Annotated in this window: 17 protein-coding genes and 2 pseudogenes; 9 read left to right on the plus strand and 10 right to left on the minus strand. The window is 59.6% G+C overall.

The window, feature by feature from the left end; genetic code table 11:
* Window positions 1–62: 62 nt before the first annotated feature.
* Window positions 63–434, minus strand: coding sequence for a hypothetical protein (locus A9D13_RS21040; protein WP_244884877.1), 372 nt, complete (start codon window positions 432–434; stop codon window positions 63–65).
* A gap of 48 nt (window positions 435–482) precedes the next feature.
* Between A9D13_RS21040 and A9D13_RS21380 the strand changes: the two are divergent.
* The 5 genes and pseudogenes from A9D13_RS21380 to A9D13_RS02405 all read left to right on the plus strand — a co-directional run.
* Window positions 483–560 (plus strand): annotated as a pseudogene (locus A9D13_RS21380) (hypothetical protein); the annotation flags it as partial.
* A gap of 3 nt (window positions 561–563) precedes the next feature.
* Window positions 564–1781, plus strand: a complete 1218-nt coding sequence (locus A9D13_RS02385) for a Mu transposase C-terminal domain-containing protein (RefSeq protein WP_007803201.1) — start codon at window positions 564–566, stop codon at window positions 1779–1781.
* Window positions 1666–3453 (plus strand): TniB family NTP-binding protein, encoded by a 1788-nt coding sequence (locus A9D13_RS20930; protein WP_216635479.1) that lies wholly within the window; start codon window positions 1666–1668, stop codon window positions 3451–3453. The genes A9D13_RS02385 and A9D13_RS20930 overlap by 116 nt, the downstream gene beginning before the upstream one ends.
* A gap of 65 nt (window positions 3454–3518) precedes the next feature.
* Window positions 3519–4622: a replication initiation protein gene (locus A9D13_RS02400; protein ID WP_066769677.1), complete on the plus strand. Its 1104-nt coding sequence runs from the start codon at window positions 3519–3521 to the stop codon at window positions 4620–4622.
* Between the two features lie 78 nt (window positions 4623–4700).
* A complete protein-coding gene (locus A9D13_RS02405; protein WP_037531041.1) occupies window positions 4701–5135 on the plus strand; it encodes a hypothetical protein in 435 nt (144 codons plus the stop codon).
* A gap of 9 nt (window positions 5136–5144) precedes the next feature.
* Here the strand turns inward: A9D13_RS02405 and A9D13_RS20385 are convergent, their stop codons facing one another.
* The 5 genes from A9D13_RS20385 to A9D13_RS02425 all read right to left on the minus strand — a co-directional run bounded on the left by A9D13_RS20385 (window position 5145) and on the right by A9D13_RS02425 (window position 9486).
* Window positions 5145–5321: a hypothetical protein gene (locus A9D13_RS20385; RefSeq protein ID WP_156521894.1), complete on the minus strand. Its 177-nt coding sequence runs from the start codon at window positions 5319–5321 to the stop codon at window positions 5145–5147.
* A 99-nt stretch (window positions 5322–5420) separates the two neighbouring features.
* Window positions 5421–6773: a DUF7986 domain-containing protein gene (locus A9D13_RS02410; RefSeq protein WP_066769679.1), complete on the minus strand. Its 1353-nt coding sequence runs from the start codon at window positions 6771–6773 to the stop codon at window positions 5421–5423.
* Window positions 6774–6786: 13 nt separating this feature from the next.
* Window positions 6787–7359 carry a recombinase family protein gene (locus tag A9D13_RS02415; protein WP_066769682.1) on the minus strand — a complete coding sequence of 191 codons (573 nt, stop codon included), beginning with the start codon at window positions 7357–7359 and terminating at the stop codon, window positions 6787–6789.
* A 115-nt stretch (window positions 7360–7474) separates the two neighbouring features.
* Window positions 7475–8824, minus strand: coding sequence for a M1 family metallopeptidase (locus tag A9D13_RS02420; RefSeq protein ID WP_223811145.1), 1350 nt, complete (start codon window positions 8822–8824; stop codon window positions 7475–7477).
* A gap of 65 nt (window positions 8825–8889) precedes the next feature.
* Window positions 8890–9486 carry a recombinase family protein gene (locus A9D13_RS02425; RefSeq protein ID WP_048575153.1) on the minus strand — a complete coding sequence of 199 codons (597 nt, stop codon included), beginning with the start codon at window positions 9484–9486 and terminating at the stop codon, window positions 8890–8892.
* 148 nt (window positions 9487–9634) lie between these two features.
* Between A9D13_RS02425 and A9D13_RS02430 the strand changes: the two genes are divergently transcribed.
* Window positions 9635–11116, plus strand: a complete 1482-nt coding sequence (locus A9D13_RS02430; RefSeq protein ID WP_053085608.1) for a Mu transposase C-terminal domain-containing protein — start codon at window positions 9635–9637, stop codon at window positions 11114–11116.
* Window positions 11116–11937 (plus strand): AAA family ATPase, encoded by an 822-nt coding sequence (locus A9D13_RS02435; RefSeq protein ID WP_042853443.1) that lies wholly within the window; start codon window positions 11116–11118, stop codon window positions 11935–11937. Before A9D13_RS02430 ends, A9D13_RS02435 begins: the two co-directional genes overlap by 1 nt.
* A 33-nt stretch (window positions 11938–11970) precedes the next feature.
* On the opposite strand, the gene A9D13_RS02440 is transcribed toward A9D13_RS02435, so the two are convergent.
* The 3 genes and pseudogenes from A9D13_RS02440 to A9D13_RS02455 form a co-directional block, all read right to left on the minus strand.
* A complete protein-coding gene (locus A9D13_RS02440) occupies window positions 11971–12255 on the minus strand; it encodes an NAD(P)-binding protein (RefSeq protein WP_082922042.1) in 285 nt (94 codons plus the stop codon).
* A 41-nt stretch (window positions 12256–12296) separates the two neighbouring features.
* A complete protein-coding gene (locus A9D13_RS02445; protein ID WP_066769691.1) occupies window positions 12297–14867 on the minus strand; it encodes a TonB-dependent receptor in 2571 nt (856 codons plus the stop codon).
* Between the two features lie 80 nt (window positions 14868–14947).
* Window positions 14948–17185: pseudogene (locus A9D13_RS02455) on the minus strand (aldehyde dehydrogenase family protein).
* Between the two features lie 493 nt (window positions 17186–17678).
* Between A9D13_RS02455 and A9D13_RS02460 the strand changes: the two are divergent.
* Window positions 17679–18665, plus strand: coding sequence for a flavin-containing monooxygenase (locus A9D13_RS02460; RefSeq protein WP_165363690.1), 987 nt, complete (start codon window positions 17679–17681; stop codon window positions 18663–18665).
* A 16-nt stretch (window positions 18666–18681) separates the two neighbouring features.
* On the opposite strand, the gene A9D13_RS02465 is transcribed toward A9D13_RS02460, so the two are convergent.
* Complete coding sequence (locus tag A9D13_RS02465; RefSeq protein WP_011950653.1) at window positions 18682–19242, minus strand: recombinase family protein; 561 nt, start codon at window positions 19240–19242, stop codon at window positions 18682–18684.
* Between the two features lie 131 nt (window positions 19243–19373).
* Here A9D13_RS02465 and A9D13_RS02470 point away from each other — a divergent pair.
* The coding region (locus tag A9D13_RS02470; RefSeq protein WP_156521895.1) for a DUF4158 domain-containing protein at window positions 19374–19606 on the plus strand (233 nt) is incomplete at its 3' end.

Raw genomic sequence — 19606 nt, forward strand, 5'->3', positions numbered from 1 at the left:
TGTCGCGTAGCCCTTAATTGTGAGATGAGAAATCCAACGAAATCAACGGCCTTGCTTTGCCCTTAAATATGATATTTTGCCTTTAAATCCGATATTTTTGCCCTTAAACCTGAGACAGGGTTCGCAGCTTCGTGTGGCAAATATTGATGGATGATGATCGCGAAGACTTCGTTGCCGCTGGTGCTGAGGAGGCGCGCAGGGCGGCCGTTCTGCGTCCGCTTGTTCAGGCATATCTCAAAGGAACTGGCAGTCTGGAAAGTGGCATCAATGACGCCGTTTGGGAGCTTGGTGTCAGCAGGGCGACTGTCTGGCGCTGGATAAAGCGTCTGGCCGAAGAGGGTGGGCGCACCAGCGCGCTGGCTTCTCGGAAACGGGGCCGCCCGACTGGTACAACCTTGATATCCGGCAAGGTGGAAGCGGTGATCGAAGAACATCTTCGCCGTTATTTCTTACGGCGGGAACGCCCAAGCCTGTCGCGCATCGTGACAGAAATCCGAAGCGCGTGCTGGCAGCAGGGCTTGCAACCGCCGACACGTCGGACGGTTCAGCGCAGGCTGGATGCAATGGATGCCCGTGAAATTGCCAAGGCACGCGAAGGCGCAAAGGCGGCCCGCCAGAAATTTGCGCCGGTCGTAGGCGACAACAAGGCAAACCGGCCACTGGAGGTCGTGCAAATCGACCATACGCCTGCGGACATCATTCTCGTCGACAGTTTTGAACGCAAACCAATTGGGCGGCCTTGGGTCACGCTGGCGATCGACGTCGCAACGCGGATGGTGACCGGATATTACACCTCTCTCGAGGCACCTTCGCGTCTGTCGGTGGCGCTTTGCCTGACACAGGCTGTGGCCCCCAAGGCGGAACTTCTGGCGGAATTGGTGCGCAATGTTCCTTGGCCCGCGCAGGGTAAACCGCATAGCATCCACGTCGATAACGGGCGCGATTTCCGGTCGCATGCCTTTCGGTCGGCATGTGCAGAATGGGGGATCGATCTGGTCTATCGGCCGCCAGGCAGTCCTCATTTCGGAGGGCACATCGAACGATTGATCGGCACGATGATGGGGGCCGTGCACCTGTTGCCTGGAACAACGCAATCCTCGGTCGTGGCCAAGGGCGACTATGACGCCGAGGGCATGGCCACGATGACCTTAAGCGACTTCGATCGCTGGTTTGCTCTGGAAATCTGCCGCTACAACAACAGCATTCATTCAAGTCTTGGCTGCACGCCCGTTGCCAAATGGGAGGCGCTCTCAGAGCAAATGATGGGCGATATCCCCTTCGAGATTGAAGCCTTTCGGGTGAGCTTTCTGCCAAGTGAACTGCGCAAGGTCAGGCGTGACGGCATCCATCTGTTCCAGATACGGTACTGGTCCGATGCGCTTGCAGGCCACATCGGGCGCGGGGATGGAAAGGTGGTCGTCCGCTACGACCCTCGCGACCTCTCGGTGATCTGGGTCGAACTGGATAATGACCGATACGTCGAAGCTCGGTACCGAAACCTGGAAATTCCGCCTGTGTCGCTCTGGGAATATCGCGAAGCCATGAGGAATGCCCGTGCCCTTGGCAAGTCCGGGTCCAATGAGCTGGTCCTGGCTGAGCTGATCCGACAGCAACGCCAAATCGAGTCTGAAAGCCGGAGCCTGACGAGGGCCGAACGCCGATCCCGTGAAAGAAAAGGGACATTGGAGGGCGCCAACTCGGCCGTCTCAACAACCGAAGGGCTGCGCGCGATCGATACGGGTGATACATCGCGCCCATTGTTCAAGGTGGAGAGATGGTGAATTGAGGGCAGGAAAAACAGAGGAAGACGGTCGGATCACCCTCATTCAATCGGATATCTGGATTGGCTTTCCGCGGGCCGAACAAGTTCTGGACCGTTTGCAGTGTATGATCGAAGCGCCAAGGCAAACCCGTATGCCTGGCCTTCTTGTGCATGGCGCGTCCGGGATCGGAAAGACGATGATCGCCCGCAATCTTTCGCGCAGATATGCACCGGAATATGACCCAGCATCGGGAATTACGCGAACGCCGCTGTTACTGTTACAAGCACCACCAGCTCCCGACGAACGACGGTTCTATCTGCACATCCTGGCGACCGTCGGGGCACCGGCCACGGCACTGAGCGCGCGCGCTCAAAATGTGGCCTCCCTCGAAGTCCGTGTCGTCGCGCTCTTGCGCGACCTTGGCCTGCGGATGATCATGATCGACGAAGTCCACAACCTCTTGGCCGGGACCCACCGCGAACAGCGCCGCTTTCTCAATGTTCTGCGGTATCTCAGCAATGAACTCGAAGTGTCGCTGGTCTGCCTGGGGGTCAGCGAGGCCGTCGATGCCATCCGTGGTGATATCCAGCTTGCCAGGCGGCTGGACGAACATCACCTTCCAAACTGGCGCGACGACGCCGAGTTCTCGGACATGATCCAGACACTCATCGCGGCAATGCCCCTCGAGAAGAAATCCAATCTGAAGGTCAAGTCACTAAAGCAGATACTTGCGCTGACCGGCGGGGTGACCTCGCGCATCTTCGCCCTGATCAAGGATCTTTCCATCGACGCCATTGTCACAGGTGATGAATGCATCACCGATGACGCAATCGCAAAATGGACGCCGGTTTGGTCGCGCCATGCGAACCCCCCATCGGCGGCTCGAGAAGTCCGGGGTGTGAAGCCGCACCCGCTGCCCAAGACTGTCGCGCCGCTGCCCGACGAGTTGTTGTCAGGTTGGTTGTCTAGGCTGGCGGCGGCCAACTACTGTGATGATGCGGAACTACTGGCTCATCTCAGAATCGATACCGCGCATGGCACCGCCTTGAACTTCAACGTCGACGCGGCTGCGGCGGCGAAGATTGCCAACGCCGCACGGATTGACCCAGATGTTGTGCGATCTTTGACCTTCCCAGCAATGACGACACGAGAAGCCTCGCTGACGGCCCAGATACCATTCCAGCATTGCCTGCAATGTTCCAGAGAGGGCCTTTCGCTCAAGCATTGGAGGCGAGCCTGGGCATTCGACTGCCAGGTTTGTGGGACGAGACTTGTGCCGACGCTCGGCAAGGCCAGTGGCGAACAGATGCCCGAAAAGCTGATAAATCGTGCGCGCAACGGCGCCGCGCGGCTTGAATACGCCGCGCGATTACGCAGCTCCAAGCAATTTCGGCGCGCAATGCGCGCGGTCACCTTTGCCATATCATTAAAGGCCTTCCGCGGAGATCCGTTATACGCTCTTCAGGGCCACAGGCTGGAAGTAAGGCTGTTTGGCCTTGCTGCAATTGATGCAGCCCAATCCCGTCCACTGGTCAAAGCGGCCATCTCAAGCTCCGGCATCGACGACTATGCAAGGGTTGCTCTATTGCGCGCCTTCGATAAGGAGCCACGTCTGCTTGCCGCGGTTGTTTACATCGCCCGGCAGCGCGCGAAAAGCATAGGCGCGATGGCAGTGGAATCTCATAATTAAGGGCAAAAAATATCCCCGAACGCGTCGTGTCTCAGATTTAAGGGCAACGCGACAATTGTGCTGCCATGAGCGAGGCAGCCGACGATAAGCCTGGGCGCACGATGGAAGTTGCGCGGATCGAGAAGGAGCGGGGTTCCGACACGATCGTGCAACCGCGCGAACTGGTCGAGGTCCGCTATGCTCGCGGTGCTTCGCTTACCCTCTCGGCTCGCAAGATTCTCGCCCTGATGATGCACCAGGCCGCTGGCGACGCATGGCGCGACCAAGAACATCGGATCGCCAAGCGCATGCTGCGCGGCTCCCACAATTCCAATGATCGCCTTACCGATACGATCGACGAGCTAATAGGTATCTTTTTTGCGATGCCCGATCAGGTCGAGGGCGACCAAGGGCGGCGCACGTTCCAGATGATCGAGGAGACATTTGAGGGGGGAGAGCAGGGGTGGCTGATCTACCGATTCACTCGCCGCGCCCGCGATCTTCTGAAAGACAGCGAAGCCTATGCCCTGCTGCACCGGGCAACAGTGCTAGCGTTCGATAGCAAATATGCCCTCGAACTCTACCAGCTCGGAGCGTTGCTCTATCGCCGCGACGTGCCGATCTGGCGGGGGGACGTCGCCACGCTACGGTCCAAACTCGGCGTTCCTGAAGGCACCTATGGGTCCTTTGCCGATCTGCGCCGCTTCGTCCTCGATGCAGCGACGGCCGAGATAAATCAGCTCGTTCCTCAATTCTCGGTCGCCTGGGAGGTCGCAAAGCGAAGGGGCCGCAAGGTCACCGAAGTAGCGATCACATTCCGCCGCAAAGCTCCGATCGCTGTCGTAGCGGCAGAGGAAGAAAACGAGCGTCACCGCGCCGGCCGACGCGCACGGCGCGAAGGCACGGTAGAGACGGTCGTTGATCCTGCTGCGATCATCGCTGCCACAGCCGCCAGCCTTTCGGTTTCGGACATACTGCGGTGGCCTGCTGACGATCAGGTGTCGGAATATCGGACGCCAGACCTTTATGCGATCGGCCTCGCCAACGGCGGAGGCCATGCAATTCAACGGCTAGCGGATCAATACGTCCGCGTCCGATCTGACCGGCGACGGCAACTCCGGGGTGACGCTCTTCGCGATGATTGGACCACATGGGTGAAGGGTTGCGCGGAGAAGTGGGCGAAACCCTGATCCTTGTCTCTGGCAGGGTTGCGCGATACCCTATGGCAACCGGTCATGGTTCCCCGGTTGGAAACACGGGGTAAACCTATGGCTACGGTGTCGATGACGAAGGGTGCCGAGCTGGCCGGTGTCAGTAAGGGAACCGTCTCGAAAGCCCTTAAATCGGGGCGTCTTAGCTATGCCGAGAAAACCGATAATGGCTACCTGATCGACACATCCGAGCTGTTTCGGGTGTTTCCCCCGAAACAGCCGGAAACCGTTGAAGAAGCCCGCCTTGATACCCCTGTTGGAAACAGGGAAACCCTAATGGAAACAGGGGGGTTGCTCCGGGAAGTTGAACTGTTGCGTGAACAGCTTCGTGATCGCGATGGTGTGGTCGATGACCTGCGGCAACGGCTCGATAAATCCGAGGACGAACGCCGGGAGGCACAGGCCAGAGTGATCGGCCTGCTGGCGGGACCTGGCCCTACCGAATCCAAACGCGGGTTCTTTGGTCGCCTGTTCGGCCGCACAGACGAATGACAGGAAGGATCAATCGCCGTTGCAAACGTCGCATAGTGAGAAGTCGTCGGTGACCACTCCCGCACCCGAGCTGAACGGGTTGCCGCAATGCCCACAGGTTAGGGATGGGGTATAATCGTTATCCGTGGATTTCCCTGCTCGACGATCGGCATGCCACTGCTGCTTTTCGGCCTCGGTAAACGCCATTTTTAGTCTCCTCGGGGTTACTATGGCTCCAGTGCATTATTGGGACACAGATTCACGGTAGGGCCTTAAATACATCTGTCCTGCACATTTTGGCGAGCCTTATCTCCGTTCGTTTTCCACGCCGAGCTCACGCCATAGCCAAGAATAATCATACGTTGCCATCGGGTCGGTATCGTCGGGCTGTTGGGCACTTCGATTTTCGATATATTTCAGCCACTCTACAAGTTTGACGCGCCCGTTCGCCGACTTTGAGGCTGCGCGCGGGGTGATATCCCCAAGCATGCCGACTGGCTGATCGAGTGTTTCTCGATATGATTTGTCGAGCATCTCATGAACAAGCTTCGTCGCAATCTCTGGCGGGACGACCGATCGGGGCGCGTCATTTCCTTCATGATCCGCACGCATTTGATCGATGGTTTGAATCTCGGTTAGCGGCGCGCGCACCAGATTTCCAAGAGCTTTAGTAAATAACGGCGTGCCTGCTTTCGCACGTTCTGCCGAATTCACCGTCAGGGTGACGAACCGTCCTTTCAGCTCAATATTGCCCAGTATTGGGGTTCCGTCTTCCATCGTGCTGTTGAACGCCACACCGTCAGCTTTCTTGTCTTTCCGTTTGGTTGGCTTGGTGCCCAACCAATTCCAGAAGGTCGCGCTTTCTCGATGCAGCGCTTTGACGGTATCAAGCTGTGCGCCAATGGCCTTTTGGGTGACACCGGTGGCGAGTGGGAAACGCACACTATGGAAGACCAGTTCGTCGCCATCGCTGTTGTAAACCATCGGCGCAATGAGACCCATGGCCTTGGGCAAGGTGTCGAACAGCCAGACATTGGTGAACAGCGACGCCGCGTCGGCGAGCAGCACATCACGATCGGCATGAATACCTTCATCCCGACTTTGCCGGTAAAGGTCATCAAATCCCTTCTGAAACAGCGTTGTGCCTTCCAGGGTAAAAGGCAACACACCACCAGCCAGAATATGCTTGCCGTTCATTGGCACAACGCGTGCCGCGATCCTGTCCCATTTTTTGAGTGACTGGGTCGCCGAATGTTCATGCACGAGCAGCGGCTCGCCGCCGCGCACCATGTCGCGGAGCGTCATCGATTGGCCCGGTACAATTTCGCTGGCTTCATAAAGGCTCATCACCGATGTGCTCAGCGCCTTCATATAGGCTTTGCTCTGTACTTTTTCGTTCCAGCCCCGCCGTTTGATATAATCATCGACGATGTTGATGCCGTCAGGATCGAAGCTCTGTGTCAGAAAATCCTCGAAAGCGCAGCCCCAAAGCGTGCGATCCCAGTGTTCCCCTAGAATTTCACCAATCTCTTCATATTCGATGTCAAACGCGGTCATTATTGGCGCAAAATGGTCGCCCATGACATCTTCAAGTCGGTCGTGCCACTCGGCACGCGACAGATATTTGATGAGTCCGCTCAAATCATTACTGGGTTTCATGCGGTCATTCTCCTCACAAGGCGGCCTCCTGCCGTGCAGCAGCGAGGACCCTGCTGATCGTTGGTTCGCTGACTCCATAGAGCTTGGCCATCTGCGCTGCGGTCTTTCGGCCGGTTATCACGTTTTCCACGACATCGCCGCGCTGTGAGGGTGTGAGTTTCGGGCGACGCCCACCTACACGGCCCTCAGCACGGGCTTGAGCAAGGCCAGCGGAGGTGCGCTCGCGGATCATCGCGCGCTCGAACTCCGCGAAGCTGCCCACCATTTGCATCATCATCCGTCCTGCAGGGGAAGTCGTGTCGATGCTTTCGGTGAGCGAACGAAACCCACCGCCTGCGACTTCGATGCGGTCGAGGATGTGAAGCAGGTCCTTGAGCGAGCGCGAAAGCCGGTCGAGCTTCCAGACGGTCACGACATCACCGGTGCGGAGCTGGTCAATCATCCGGTGCAGCTCGGGACGATCCCAGCGTCCGCCACTGGCCGCTTCCTCGAATATGCGTTCGCACCCAGCTCCTTTGAGCGCGCGACGCTGGAGCGCCGTGCTTTGATCGTCGCCTTTCGAGACACGGGCGTAGCCGATCAACACCTATTGTCCCTTTCACAAACGAACGTTTGTGTTCCCGATTTTTCCGCGACACAAACTGTGGATGTCAGAGCTAATTGGCATGGTTCTGTCAGCGGTAAATGTCATCACGGCCAAGCTATTGCGACTGCCCTTCCGAAAGGCCCTCGCCGAACACCCATTCGGCGAACAGCGGACGCAAGTCCCGGCCGCTCGCTTCCTCCATCGCCCGCTTTAGGTCTATGCTGGTGACCGTGCCGCCCGCATGGTCACGGGTGTAGCGGCGCAGGCCAGACCAGAACGCGGCATCGCCGAGCGTGACCCGGAGCTGCGCCATGAACAGCGCGCCCTTGCTGTATTGGATCGCGCGTCGGACGCCCAATGTCGGGTAGGTGCCGTTCCAAGCCAGCGGCTTGTCAAAACCCATCGCTCGCGCCTTTTCAAACCGGCTTCTGGCTTCATTGAGTTCGGCTTCATACGCGGCGCGACCGTAGCGATGCTGCTTCCATGCGGCCGTCATGAATGTCGTGATGCCCTCGTTCAGCCAGAAGTCCTTGAGGGTTTCGCATGTGATCAGGTTGCCCCACCATTGATGGGTAAGTTCGTGTACGATGGCCCAATCCTGCGACGGATCATCTGGCTGCCTCGGCAGCGCATCGCTGCCGAGGACGGAGTATGTCGCCGCCTCCTGCGCCTCATCGCCTTCGACCAGAAGCTGGCTGTAGTCGGCAACCGGAAGCGGCATGCCCGCCTTGGCGGAGAGAAAGGCGACCATATCCTTTGTCCCTGCCAAGCGTCGTTTCAGCTCGCCCGCGTCGGCAGTGTTGCTCAGATAGGTGAGCCTTTTTGATCCGACCCGTTCGCTGACCCGCGTGAGTCGACCCACCGCAAAGCCGTAAAGATAGGCCGAGTAGGGCCGAGGCGCTTTCCAGGTATGGATCTCGCTGCCGTCCGCTCCCGGTCGCCGCACGATCATGTTGCCGACTGACAGGCTGGTCATCCCGGCCGGAACACGCAGATCGAGCGAGAAGGCCGCTTTCTCGCCGAACTTGTTCTGGGAACACACCATCCAGTCGCAGGCAAAATAGCTGGTGTAGAGCGTCGTCGCCGAGCCGGCGAACCCACGTGCAGGGCGGCCATGATAGGACAACTCCAGCTTGACCGTGCGTCCACGCCGGAGCGGCCGGGGCAGATCGAAGCCGAGCACATCGCCTTCCACAGTATGAGCGAGCGCCACGCCATCGAGGGTTGCACTGTCGATGCCGAGAGTGTTGGCGGAGAAATTCAGCCGCCGGACGCCATCCACCGTCGCGCGTAGCGTGATCTTCTCACGTCCCGCGACGGTCCTGTTCTCGATGTCCGGGGTAAGCGCGAGCCTGTAGCTCGCTACCTCGAATCCATCCCCAGGCCTGTTGGCGGCGAACGCAGGGCTGCACAGCAACCCCAGAGCCGTCCCGGCTAACGGTGACGCCAACATTCTGCGGATCACTGATGCCCCTTTATACTCATAGCTTCTATCGATGGGGCCAACACCTAGGCGCGGTCGTGGTAGGATCACGCCGGCTTTGCCGCAGGCGCGGAAGATTGGCGTCCAAGCGTCCGATACACGGTTGGCCGCGATATCGAGAACACCTCGGCGAGATCGCTGATCGAATAGTCGTCGGTGTCGTACATGCGGCGCAACTCCTTCTGCTGGCGATCCGACAGCTTGGGCTTCTTGCCGCGCAGCTTCCCTTTCGAACGTGCGACCACCATGCCTTCGCGGGTCCGCATCCGGATCAGGTCGGCCTCGAACTCGGCGAAGGTGGCGAGGATGTTGAAGAACAGCTTGCCCATCGGGTCGGACGGATCGTGGACACTGGCCCCGAGCTGTAGCTTTACGCCCCGCATGGCGAGGTCGTCGCCGATCGCGCGCGCGTCGGGCACCGACCGCGCAAGACGGTCGAGCTTGGGCACCACCAGCGTGTCGCCGCTTCGGACCGCCGCGAGCGCCTGATCCAGACCGGGGCGGGTCCGGTTCGTCCCGGTAAAGCCCTTGTCGGTGTAGATGCGATTGGCCGCGACGCCGAGTTTGACCAGCGCGTCCTGTTGGGCGGCAAGGTCCTGTTTGTCGGTGGAGCATCGGGCGTAGCCGATCAGCGTGTGTGTCATGGTGAAATCTGTAACGTAAAGGGGTCCCTCAACGCAAAAGATATAGTACCATCTATATGAGACTCGGCTTTTGGCGGTTTCCCGTGCCTCGACAGGTCAGCTGGCGACCGTCCGCTGAACGATCCTCTTTCGGACGGGGCAGATCACCATGACCGATGATCGTAAGTCGGAATCGGGAAGTGCCGAAGTCGCGCCACGGATGGCTGTGCTCCGTCGGCACCTCCATGATGCGGTGCCGCTGGACCAAGCCGCGACCGACGCCGGCATCTCGCTCCGCACCGCTCGCCGCTGGCTCGCCCGCTACCGCGCCGATGGTCCGGCGGGGCTGGCGCGTCCTACCCGACCCGAAGCCGGCAAGCGTACCTTCCCGAAAGAACTAGTCGAACTGATCGAGGGCATGGCGCTGCTCAAACCGCCGCCATCGATCGTGACCATCCATCGCCGTCTCGCCGCCATCGTCGGCGAACGGCAATGGCGAATGCCGTCCTATGGCAGCGTGCGCGATATCGTGCGGCGGATCGATCCGGCGATGCTGACCTTGGCACATGAAGGTGCTGCCGCCTTCCGCGACAAGTTCGAGTTGGTGCATCGGCACCGCGCCGAACACCCCAATGCGATCTGGCAAGCCGATCACACCCAGCTCGATATCCTGATCCTCGATGCCGGCGGTCGCCCGGTGCGGCCGTGGCTGACGACGGTGCTGGACGATCACTCGCGCGTGATAGCAGGCTACATGGTTTTCCTCGGCGCGCCCTCCGCGCTCAACACGTCGCTCGCGCTGCGACAGGCGATTTGGCGCAAGGCCGATCCGACCTGGCCGGTATGCGGCATTCCCGACGTCCTGTACGTCGATCACGGATCGGACTTCACCAGCCTTCATCTCGAACAGGCTGCGGCCGATCTGCGTATCCGCCTGATCTACTCTGCCGTCGCGCGTCCACAGGGGCGCGGCAAGATCGAGCGGCTGTTCCGCACCATCAACACCGAACTGTTGGCGGAACTGCCGGGCAATCTTCGTAACGGCAAACCGGTATCGCCCCCGCGCCTGACGCTTCCCGAACTGGACGCTGCGATCGGCACATACATCGTGGCGACCTATAACGTCCGCCCGCACAGGGCGATCGGCGTACCGCCCGTCGATGCGTGGCGCGGCGATGGCTGGCTGTCCCGGATGCCGGAAACGCTGGAGGAACTGGACGCGCTGCTGGTCATGGTCGCCAAGCCGCGCATCGTCCACCGCGACGGCATCCGTTTCGAGGGGCTGCGATACTTCAACCCTACGCTCGCCGCCTATGTCGGCGAGCCGGTGACGATCCGCTACGATCCTCGCGACGTAGGCGAGGTTCGGATATTCCATCGCAACGTCTTTCTGTGCCGGGCCGTCAGCCCCGACCATGCCGGCCTGAGTATCACTCTCAAGGACGTGCAAGCCGCCCGCATCGCCTATCGTCGTCGCCTGCGGAGCGAGATCGGAGAGCGGAAGGCCCGCGTTGCGGACTATCTGCCCGCGATCTTGCGCCCGCTGGGTTCCGGCTCGGTGCGCGCCTCAACGCCAAAACCCACGCCTGCCACGTCCCCCGAGGTGACACGGAGCAAGCCGCGTCTCCGCACCTATTACGAGGGCGAGTGATGGCAGACGGCAGCGCTCGCGCCACCAGCTTCATCTCGACGCAGGAACATCGCCGCTTCACCGAGTTTGCCAACGCCGTCCGCAAGCACCGCTACATTGGCTTGTGTCACGGCACGGCCGGCGTCGGCAAAACCCTTTCCGCGCGACGCTACGCGCGCTGGGACGGCGCAGTCGATCTGCTCATGACCTGGGGTGCGCGGCAGGCGTCCGATCTCAAGATATATGCCGACCTCGCCCGTGCGCGTGCCGTGTTCTATACGCCGACAGTCGGCAGCACGCTGCGCGAGCTTCGTCAGGACCTGCCCCGCCTCATCGATCGGGTCGATATCTGTATCGATCAGCATGTCCGGCCCAAGGATCAGATCGTCGTTTCGCCCCGGAAGCATTTCGTCGAACTGCTGATCGTCGATGAAGCCGACCGCCTGTCCAACACGGGGCTGGAATATCTGCGTGACCTGTTCGACCGGCAGGGCATCGGCCTTATCCTGATCGGGATGCCGGGCATCGAAAAGCGCATGGAGCGATACGCACAGCTTTTCAGCCGTGTCGGCTTCGCCCACCAGTACCGGCCCTTGCAGGATCAGGAGCTGACCTTTGTCCTCACGCGGCGCTGGCGCGACCTCGGACTCGCGATGGACGAAGCGGACTTCACCGACGCGCAGGCGGTCGCCACCATCGTGCGGATCACGGGCGGCAACTTCCGTCTGCTCCACCGGCTGTTCGTTCAGATCGAGCGCATCCTGAGGATCAACGGCCTGAACGCGATCACTGACGACGTGGTGGAAGCTGCACGCAGCACCCTCGTGATCGGTGTCACTTAGCGCTGACAGAACGGTGCCAATCAGCGCTGATATCTACACCGCAAAGCCGGAAAAATACGCCAGAAGCTCATCCCTGCGGGGAAAAGTGGAGCTCCAGTTAGGGTTCCGATCGAATGAATAGCTGTAGATATGGCTGTGAACGTCACAGCACAATCCGGGATAATTGTGACGCTTCCAGGTTCCGCCGACCGCATCGTCCTTCTCGAAAATTGTGAAATTCTCGAAGCCCGCAGCTTTCAGCTTGTAACCCATCACTAGTCCGGCGGCGCCAGCACCCAGAACCGCGATGCTGGCGCTTTTCTTCATATCCACTGCCATTTCATCCTTGTTTTCTACTCGGAACTTTCTGCCGAGTGGTTCTAATTTCCGTAGCGCACGGTAAGCGAGACGCCGTAAGTGGCAGGTCGCCCGGTGTAGCGGTAGAGCACGTCGCTGCCGGAGAAGATCGTGGTGGCATATGTCTTGTTGCCCACGTTCCGGCCGAACACCGACGCCTTCCAGCTCCCGTCAGCACTTTGAATACCGGCTCGCAGATCAAGCAGCGCATAGGCCGGGATGCGATACTCGTCCGCCTTCAGCACCGCCGTTTCAAACGTGGCATTCGTCTTGTCCTGGTAGGTCAAGGTGCCACCGAAGAACGTCTCCGTGCTGGCCGAAACCGGGAACTTGTATTCCGCATCGACAACGGCCGAATACTTCGGCGTGAATGGCAGAGTCGAGCCGTTGTAGTCCCCCTTGTAACCTGCCTGGTTGTAGATCGCGAGGCCGGCAATCGTCTTGTCGAACTTGCCGTTCACCTTGGAGTCGAGATAGGAACCGCTCAGCGAGATGTTCAAACCGTCGACGGGGTAGAGCTGAAGTTCGGCCTCGACCCCAAGGACCTTGGACTTAGGCACGTTGAGAATGTTCTCCAGCAGTCCGAACACTGGATCCGAAGTTTTAGCACGAACCTGCTTGTTAGCGTAGTCGTAGTAGAATGCCGCGGCATTGAACTGGGCACGGCGGTTAAGCAGAGGTGCCTTGAAGCCGAACTCATAGGCGCGCAGGCGCTCCTGCTTTGCCGGCTGGAACTGCGATTGTGCAGTAGCCGCAGCATTGCCAAAGACGCCGGCTTTGTAACCCTGGCTGGCACTGACGTAAACCAGGGTTCCGCTGTCGAACTTGTAGTTCGCGCCCAACCGCCAGGAGACATTGTCTTCATTAAGAGATCTCTCAATCGGGGTGATCGCCGGACGAAAGAGGTCGGCCCCCGCCGTCGGACTATCATTAAGCGCGATGCACTGCCCCGGCTGCACGACCACGTGACCGGCCGGATTGAGTCCGAACGCTGTCTGCAGATCGTAGAAGCCGAAGCCCGGAACCACGTCTGCGTTACCGAACGTCTTCGAGAACAGCTGCTCCGGCGTCAGGTCATAACCGCAATAGGCGGCATCGCGCTTCGACTTGGTCCAGCGGGCGCCTGCCTGCAGGGTCAGGTTGGGCGCAACCTCGATATCGGCATTTCCAAACACCGCGAAGTTCGAGATCTTCTGCTTAAGCTCATGGCTGTTTTCAGTGAAGCGCAGGCCTGGCAGTGCTTCACCCACGGAAAGGTCGAAGGCACTGAGGGACCGCTGGGTGTCGTCGACGCTGGCGTGGTCATAGTTGACACCGCCAACGAGGTGGACACTCTCACTGTCGTGGGCCAGCCGCAATTCCTGGCTGAAGAACTCGACGCCGCCGAACACCCGCACCGGAAGCGCCGTGGCCAAGGTCGCATCATTGTCCTGCGCCCTGTTGATCTTCTGATCAATGTAGGAAGTCAGCGAGGTCAAGGTCAGCGTATCGCTGAGATCGACTGAAGATCTTAGCGCAGCCTGGAACATGCGATCGTTCATCTGATGCGGCCACTCAGGGCTCCACTCTGCCACTCGCGCGTTGTCGCCAAGGCCGATCGGCGTCATGCCGAGATAGGAGTTCGTGCCCGGCTCGCCGATGCGACCGGCGACCTTCGCCTGCCGAGCAGCCAGGCTCGCGTCGAAGTTCGGGCTCGCCGGGTTCGTGAACGCGGCATAGGCGGCCGGATTGACCACCTCGAACGGATTGCTCCGCGTGGCTCCAGCCGGGATGAATCCAGCTGTCGGGACAATGTTGAGCTGGTTGGAGATGAATTGCGCCTGCTGGGTATCCGACTTGTCCTGATAGCCCGAAAGCGTGAGCTCGAACCTGGCGTTGTTCGTCGGCTCCCAATCGAGAATGGCGCGCCCGATCAGCTGCCGGCTCGCACCGTTCTTGTCTTCCCGGCGAGAAAGGCTGTACTGCCAGTCGCCGCCCTGAACCGCGCGGACCGCGATGCGGCCCTTGAGTGTGGACGACAGCGGGCCGCTGACAAAGCCGGAAACGTCGAGCTTGTTGAACTTGTCATAGGACAGATCACCGCCGGCAGCCAGCGTGTCGGTCGGTTTGTTGGAGATATAGTTGATGGCGCCGCCGGTCGAACTTGCACCATACAATGTGCCCTGCGGTCCCTTGAGCACCTCCAGGCGCTGCACGTCGAGCCCGAGGCCAAGGCTCATGGTCGGAAAAGGAATCGAGAATTCGTCCTGGTACAGCGCCACGGACGGCGACGCGCCGAAGCTGTACTCATACAAGCCGACGCCGCGCAGCGTATAGACCGGCGTCGCATAGCCCGAAGCGGTGAACGTGAAGCCCGGAACAACACGCGTGAGGTCAGCGGGGCCGGTCACGCCTCGGGCTAACAGGGTGTCGCCGGACGCAGCCGTGATCGACATGCCCACGGAATTGATAGACTGTTCGCGCTTCTGCGCGGTCACGACAATTTCGTTAGAGGGCGCACTATCGGTCGCCGGCTGCTCGTCCGCAGCGTGTGCGGTGCCTGCAAGTAGCGCAACAGTAGCCGCTCCGCAAAGTAGTTGATTAAAAGCTTTCATTTCACACTATCCCCTCATGTTGATCATTTGTGATCATGCCCAAACAAACTTGTTCTTTTATTTTTGGAAACATAATGCATTCAGCGCAGGAATTTAGCAATCTCCACGCTTGCCTCTTCTGCTTCGGGTAGAAAGTTCGCAAACAAATGCCACACGTGCGGCAGGTCCGGCCACACACTCAGCGTCACGCGCGCGCCGGCGGCGGCTAGACGATCCGTAAAGGTCTTCGCATCCCAGTAGAAAAACTCGGCTCCGCTAGCCTGGATCAGGGTGGGCGGGAATTTTTCGAGCAGCTCGGCCGGGGCGTGCACCGGCGAGACCATGGGGTCGGCAAGGCGTTCTTGATCGATCCCATAGATCTACGGCACGTAGATGACGCCGGCGTTGCTACCCACCGGGTCGCCTTCGCGGTCATGTCGATCAGGATTGCACGACGCCTCCAGCATCGGCGAGATCAGCACCACCTTGTCGGGCAGGCGCCCACCATGCTTGATCAGGTGAAGACAAGTGGCTGCGGTCAGGTTTCCGCCACAGGAATCACCGGCGAGGAAGATACTTGCCGCCTTTGCGAATCCTTCCGGAGCATTGGTCTCCGCCCACTTTAGCGCCGTGACGCAGTCTTCCAGACCGGCGGGATAGGGATTCTCCGGAGACAACCTGTACCCGACGCTCAGGATGGGCATGCCGGTGGCCTTGGCGAGAACCGAGATCATAGGGCGATGGCTGTTGAGCGAACCTGCCGCCCATCCGCCACCATGGAGATAAACCGTGATAGCGTCGGACGTAGCCCCGTCCGGAACGATCCACTCGGCTGCAACGCCGCCCGCGTCGACGGATATGCAATTTACGCCGGTCATTGGCGTGCGTGGCACTACGTCGCCGTAGGTCTCGGTTGTGCTGCGCAGAAGATCGATCATTTCCCCGATAGACTGGGGCGGGGGATCGACGTTCATGCTAGCCGACAAATGCTCGAACGCCCTTTGAATATCCGCTCTCATCGTCCGCTCCTGTTCTAGTGACCGCACTCGTTCGGGAGGCGGGACAGACTTGATGCGCGCACGCGCCTCTTCCGCATCTTCAAAGCCGATCACGGAGATGACTGGGCCGAAGATTTCCTCGCGGGCTATGCGCATGTCGTTGTGCACATTCGAGAAGACAGTCGGCTCGACAAAGTTGCCATCGGCGAGGTTTCCTCCGAGGCGTTTGCCTCCGACGACCAACTGGGCACCTTCCTGGGTGCCGAGCTCGAAATAGCCGGTGACGCGCTCGAGCTGCTTGCGGTTGACCAAGGGGCCCAATTGCGTTGACGGATCGATGCCGGGCCCAACCTTCAGCGTCTTTGTGAAGGCCTGCAAACGCTCAAGGAATTCTTCCTGAATGGACTTCTGCACGAAGAGGCGCGTGCCGGCAAAGCAGACCTGCCCGCTGTTCGCAAACACAGCCATCGCCGCTCCGGGCACTGCCTTATCCAGATCGGCGTCGGCAAAAATGATGTCCGGAGACTTGCCGCCAAGCTCCACCTGCACGCGCTTGATGTTGGTGGCCGAGGCCCGGATGATCCCCTGGCCAGTCTGTGTGGAGCCAGTAAACCCAATCCGATCGACGTCGAGATGCTCGGCCAGCGCCTGCCCCGCCGTCGGGCCAAATCCTGTGACCACATTCAACACGCCCTTGGGAAGGCCTGCCTGTTCCAGCAGTTCCGCCGTGCGGAGCACCACTAGCGAAGCATCTTCGGCGGGCTTCAGGACGAGCGTGCAACCCGTAGCCAACACCGGACCAATGAGCCACCATTGGCTCAGGATCGGGCTGTTCCAGGGTATGATGCCGCCAACCACACCGACAGGAGCGCGCAGCGTGAACGTGCGAAAATCGCCAGGCAGGGAGTTCGGGCGAGTATTGCCGGCGGTGTTGAAAACTTGCGATGAATAAAACCGGATCGCCCCGACAATCATCTGCTTCATGAATGGGCCCCGCGAAATGGGAGCTCCCATTTCCAGAGTGTCGATGGTGAGGAGTTCTTGAAAATGGCTTTCGATCAGATCGGCGGCACGCAGCAGCAGCGCCATCCGATCCTGGGGTGTCCACTTGGACCACTCGCCTTCAAATGCCTTGCGCGCGGCGCGGACCGCACGGTTGATATCTTCTAAATCGCCCTCGGCTATATGGCCAAGCAAATCGCCGTTTGCGGGGTTACTGGTCTCGAAAGTTTTGCCCGAAGCCGCTTCGACCCATTCACCCCCAATGAACATCTTTTTCGGCTTCCCATCGAACATGTGGGAAACAGATGCATAATTACGCACGTCTTCAACGGCTGCCATCGCTTGATCTTTCCTCTCGTGCACCCGGAGATTTCCTTTTCGGCAGTTGCCTCGACGATAGCGCCGAAGCGAAGTCTCCGATTCAAAACTCTGCCGATCGTCTCATTTTACAGGACGCAATTCCGCTTGTCAGAACGGGTTTTACTGCACCGCGCTTTGCTTGACAAGGGGGGCTTTCAGTCCGCACGGTAAAGTCCGGTTCGACATATAGGCGTCGTGACAATCGGGGTGAACGCTTTGGCACGCCACTTGCTTTGCCGGGCAATTTTTATCGACACGCAATCCCGTATCGGCACCCCGATGGCACGTTGCGAGTGAGTGATTCATTAGGATTTCTGCCGCGCGTCTGTGCTGGCCAACCAGCGATAATGTCTCGGACAGCCACGCCATTTGGGAATTGGAGGCTCGTAAAATACCTGACGGAATCGACGATGTCCGGGAACGGTATGCAAGTGAACGCAAGCGTCGGATGCAAGGCGGGGCGGGCCGCTACATGGAACTGGAAGGCCGCTTCGCCGAAATGTTCGCGGACCCGTATGTCGACTTGGCTGCACGTCGCGATCCGATCTCGCGAGACGTCGATGTTCTAATTGTTGGCGGCGGCTTTTCCGGACTGCTTGCGGCGGCAAACCTTCGCCGATCGGGAATTCAGGACTTCGTCATAGTCGACAAGGCCGGCGACTTCGGCGGAACCTGGTATTGGAACCGTTACCCCGGGGTGATGTGCGACGTCGAATCCTACATTTACTTGCCGATGATTGAGGAAATTGGAACAATCCCATCCAAGCGCTACGCTCCGGGTCACGAAATCCTTGAACATAGCCGCGCCATTGGTCGTCACTTCGAACTCTACCCCAATGCCCTGTTTCAGACCCAGGTCACGAGTCTCAAATGGGCTGAAGACCAGCAACGTTGGTGCGTCGAAACCGCCCAGAACGATGTGATTCGCGCACGCTTCGTGATCCTTGGCAGTGGGCCGCTCAATTTGCCCCGCCTGCCAGACATACCGGGGATCGAGAGCTACACCGGTCACATGTTCCATACCTGTCGGTGGGACTATGACTATACCGGCGGCAGCCCGACCACCTCGATGGACCGCCTGGCCGACAAGCGCGTTGCGATTGTTGGTACCGGAGCGACTGGCGTACAGGTAGTCCCCGAACTCGCGATCGCGTCGAAGGAGCTTATTGTCGTGCAGCGCACCCCGTCCGCCGTCGGGGTGCGCGACAACGCGCCGACAGACATGGCGTGGTTCAAGAGCCTGAAGGCCGGATGGCAGCGCCAGCGCATGGAAAACTTCGATGCGATTCTAGCGGGCATACCTCAGACCGAAAATCTGGTGGGCGACGAGTGGAGCAATATCTGGTCACCGGAACCAGTCATGCTCGAGGGCGAGGATGCGGGTGCAATGTCGCTGGCCGAAGTCTACGAACTGACGGACTTCCGCCGCATGGAACGCGTACGTGGGTCGTGCGGCTGAGCGGAACAGGAAAGTGTCATAAGGCACTGTTTGGCTCGATACAGCGATAGATGGTGGCCGGGTGAACGTTGAAGGTCCTTGCGACGGCGCTAATGGACTTACCCTCGAGAACGAGTTGGCGAGCGAGCTCCGCCTGATCTGGGCGCATTTTCTTTGGGCGTCCGAAGCTCACACCGCGCGCCATCGCCGCCTTTCGCCCCTCCTCGGTTCGGCTCAATATGAGAGTCCGCTCGAACTGGGCGATCCCAGCGAATACGGTCATGATCATCACGCCAGACGGGGACGTGGTATCGGCCCAAGGTTCATCAAGCGATTGTAATCCTGCCTGCTTTTCCTTGATGCGTTCCGCGATGTGCAGGAGTTCGATGGTGGATCGCGCCAAACGATCGAGGCGGGCGACGACGAGAACATCGTCTTTGCGCAGGTGACCCATCAGCTTTTCAAGCTCGGGCCGGCCACGAGCGGCCCCCGATATTTTCTCTTCGAACATCATTTCACAGCCCGCCTCCGAGAGCCGACCGCGCTGGATTTCCAAGTTCTGATCCTCGGTGGAAACGCGCGCGTAGCCGAGCTTCATGCGACTGCTCCAGATATTGTGCGAAAGTTACTGCAAAACAATTTTGTTTCGCACATATGTTTTGCGAAGAAATTCGCCTTGTTTATCGGCATGGGCCGTCCCCTTCGCAAAAGTTGAAAGTTTCGCACGGTATGCCCACCCGTCACCTCACTGACGCCCAGCGTCAGGGCTTTGCCCGCTTTGATGGCGAACCGTCGGCCGATCAACTCGCGCGATATTTCCATCTGGACCAAACTGATCGCGACCTCATTGGAACTCTGCGCGGCGACCACAATCGGCTCGGCTTTGCCGTGATGCTGACGAGCGCCCGGTTTCTGGGCGCATTTCCAGTCTCGCCCGCCGAGATCCCAGCGTCGGTCCTGGC

It is taken from the genome of Croceicoccus mobilis (assembly GCF_001661965.1).
GTDB classification, from domain to species: Bacteria; Pseudomonadota; Alphaproteobacteria; order Sphingomonadales; family Sphingomonadaceae; genus Croceicoccus; species Croceicoccus mobilis.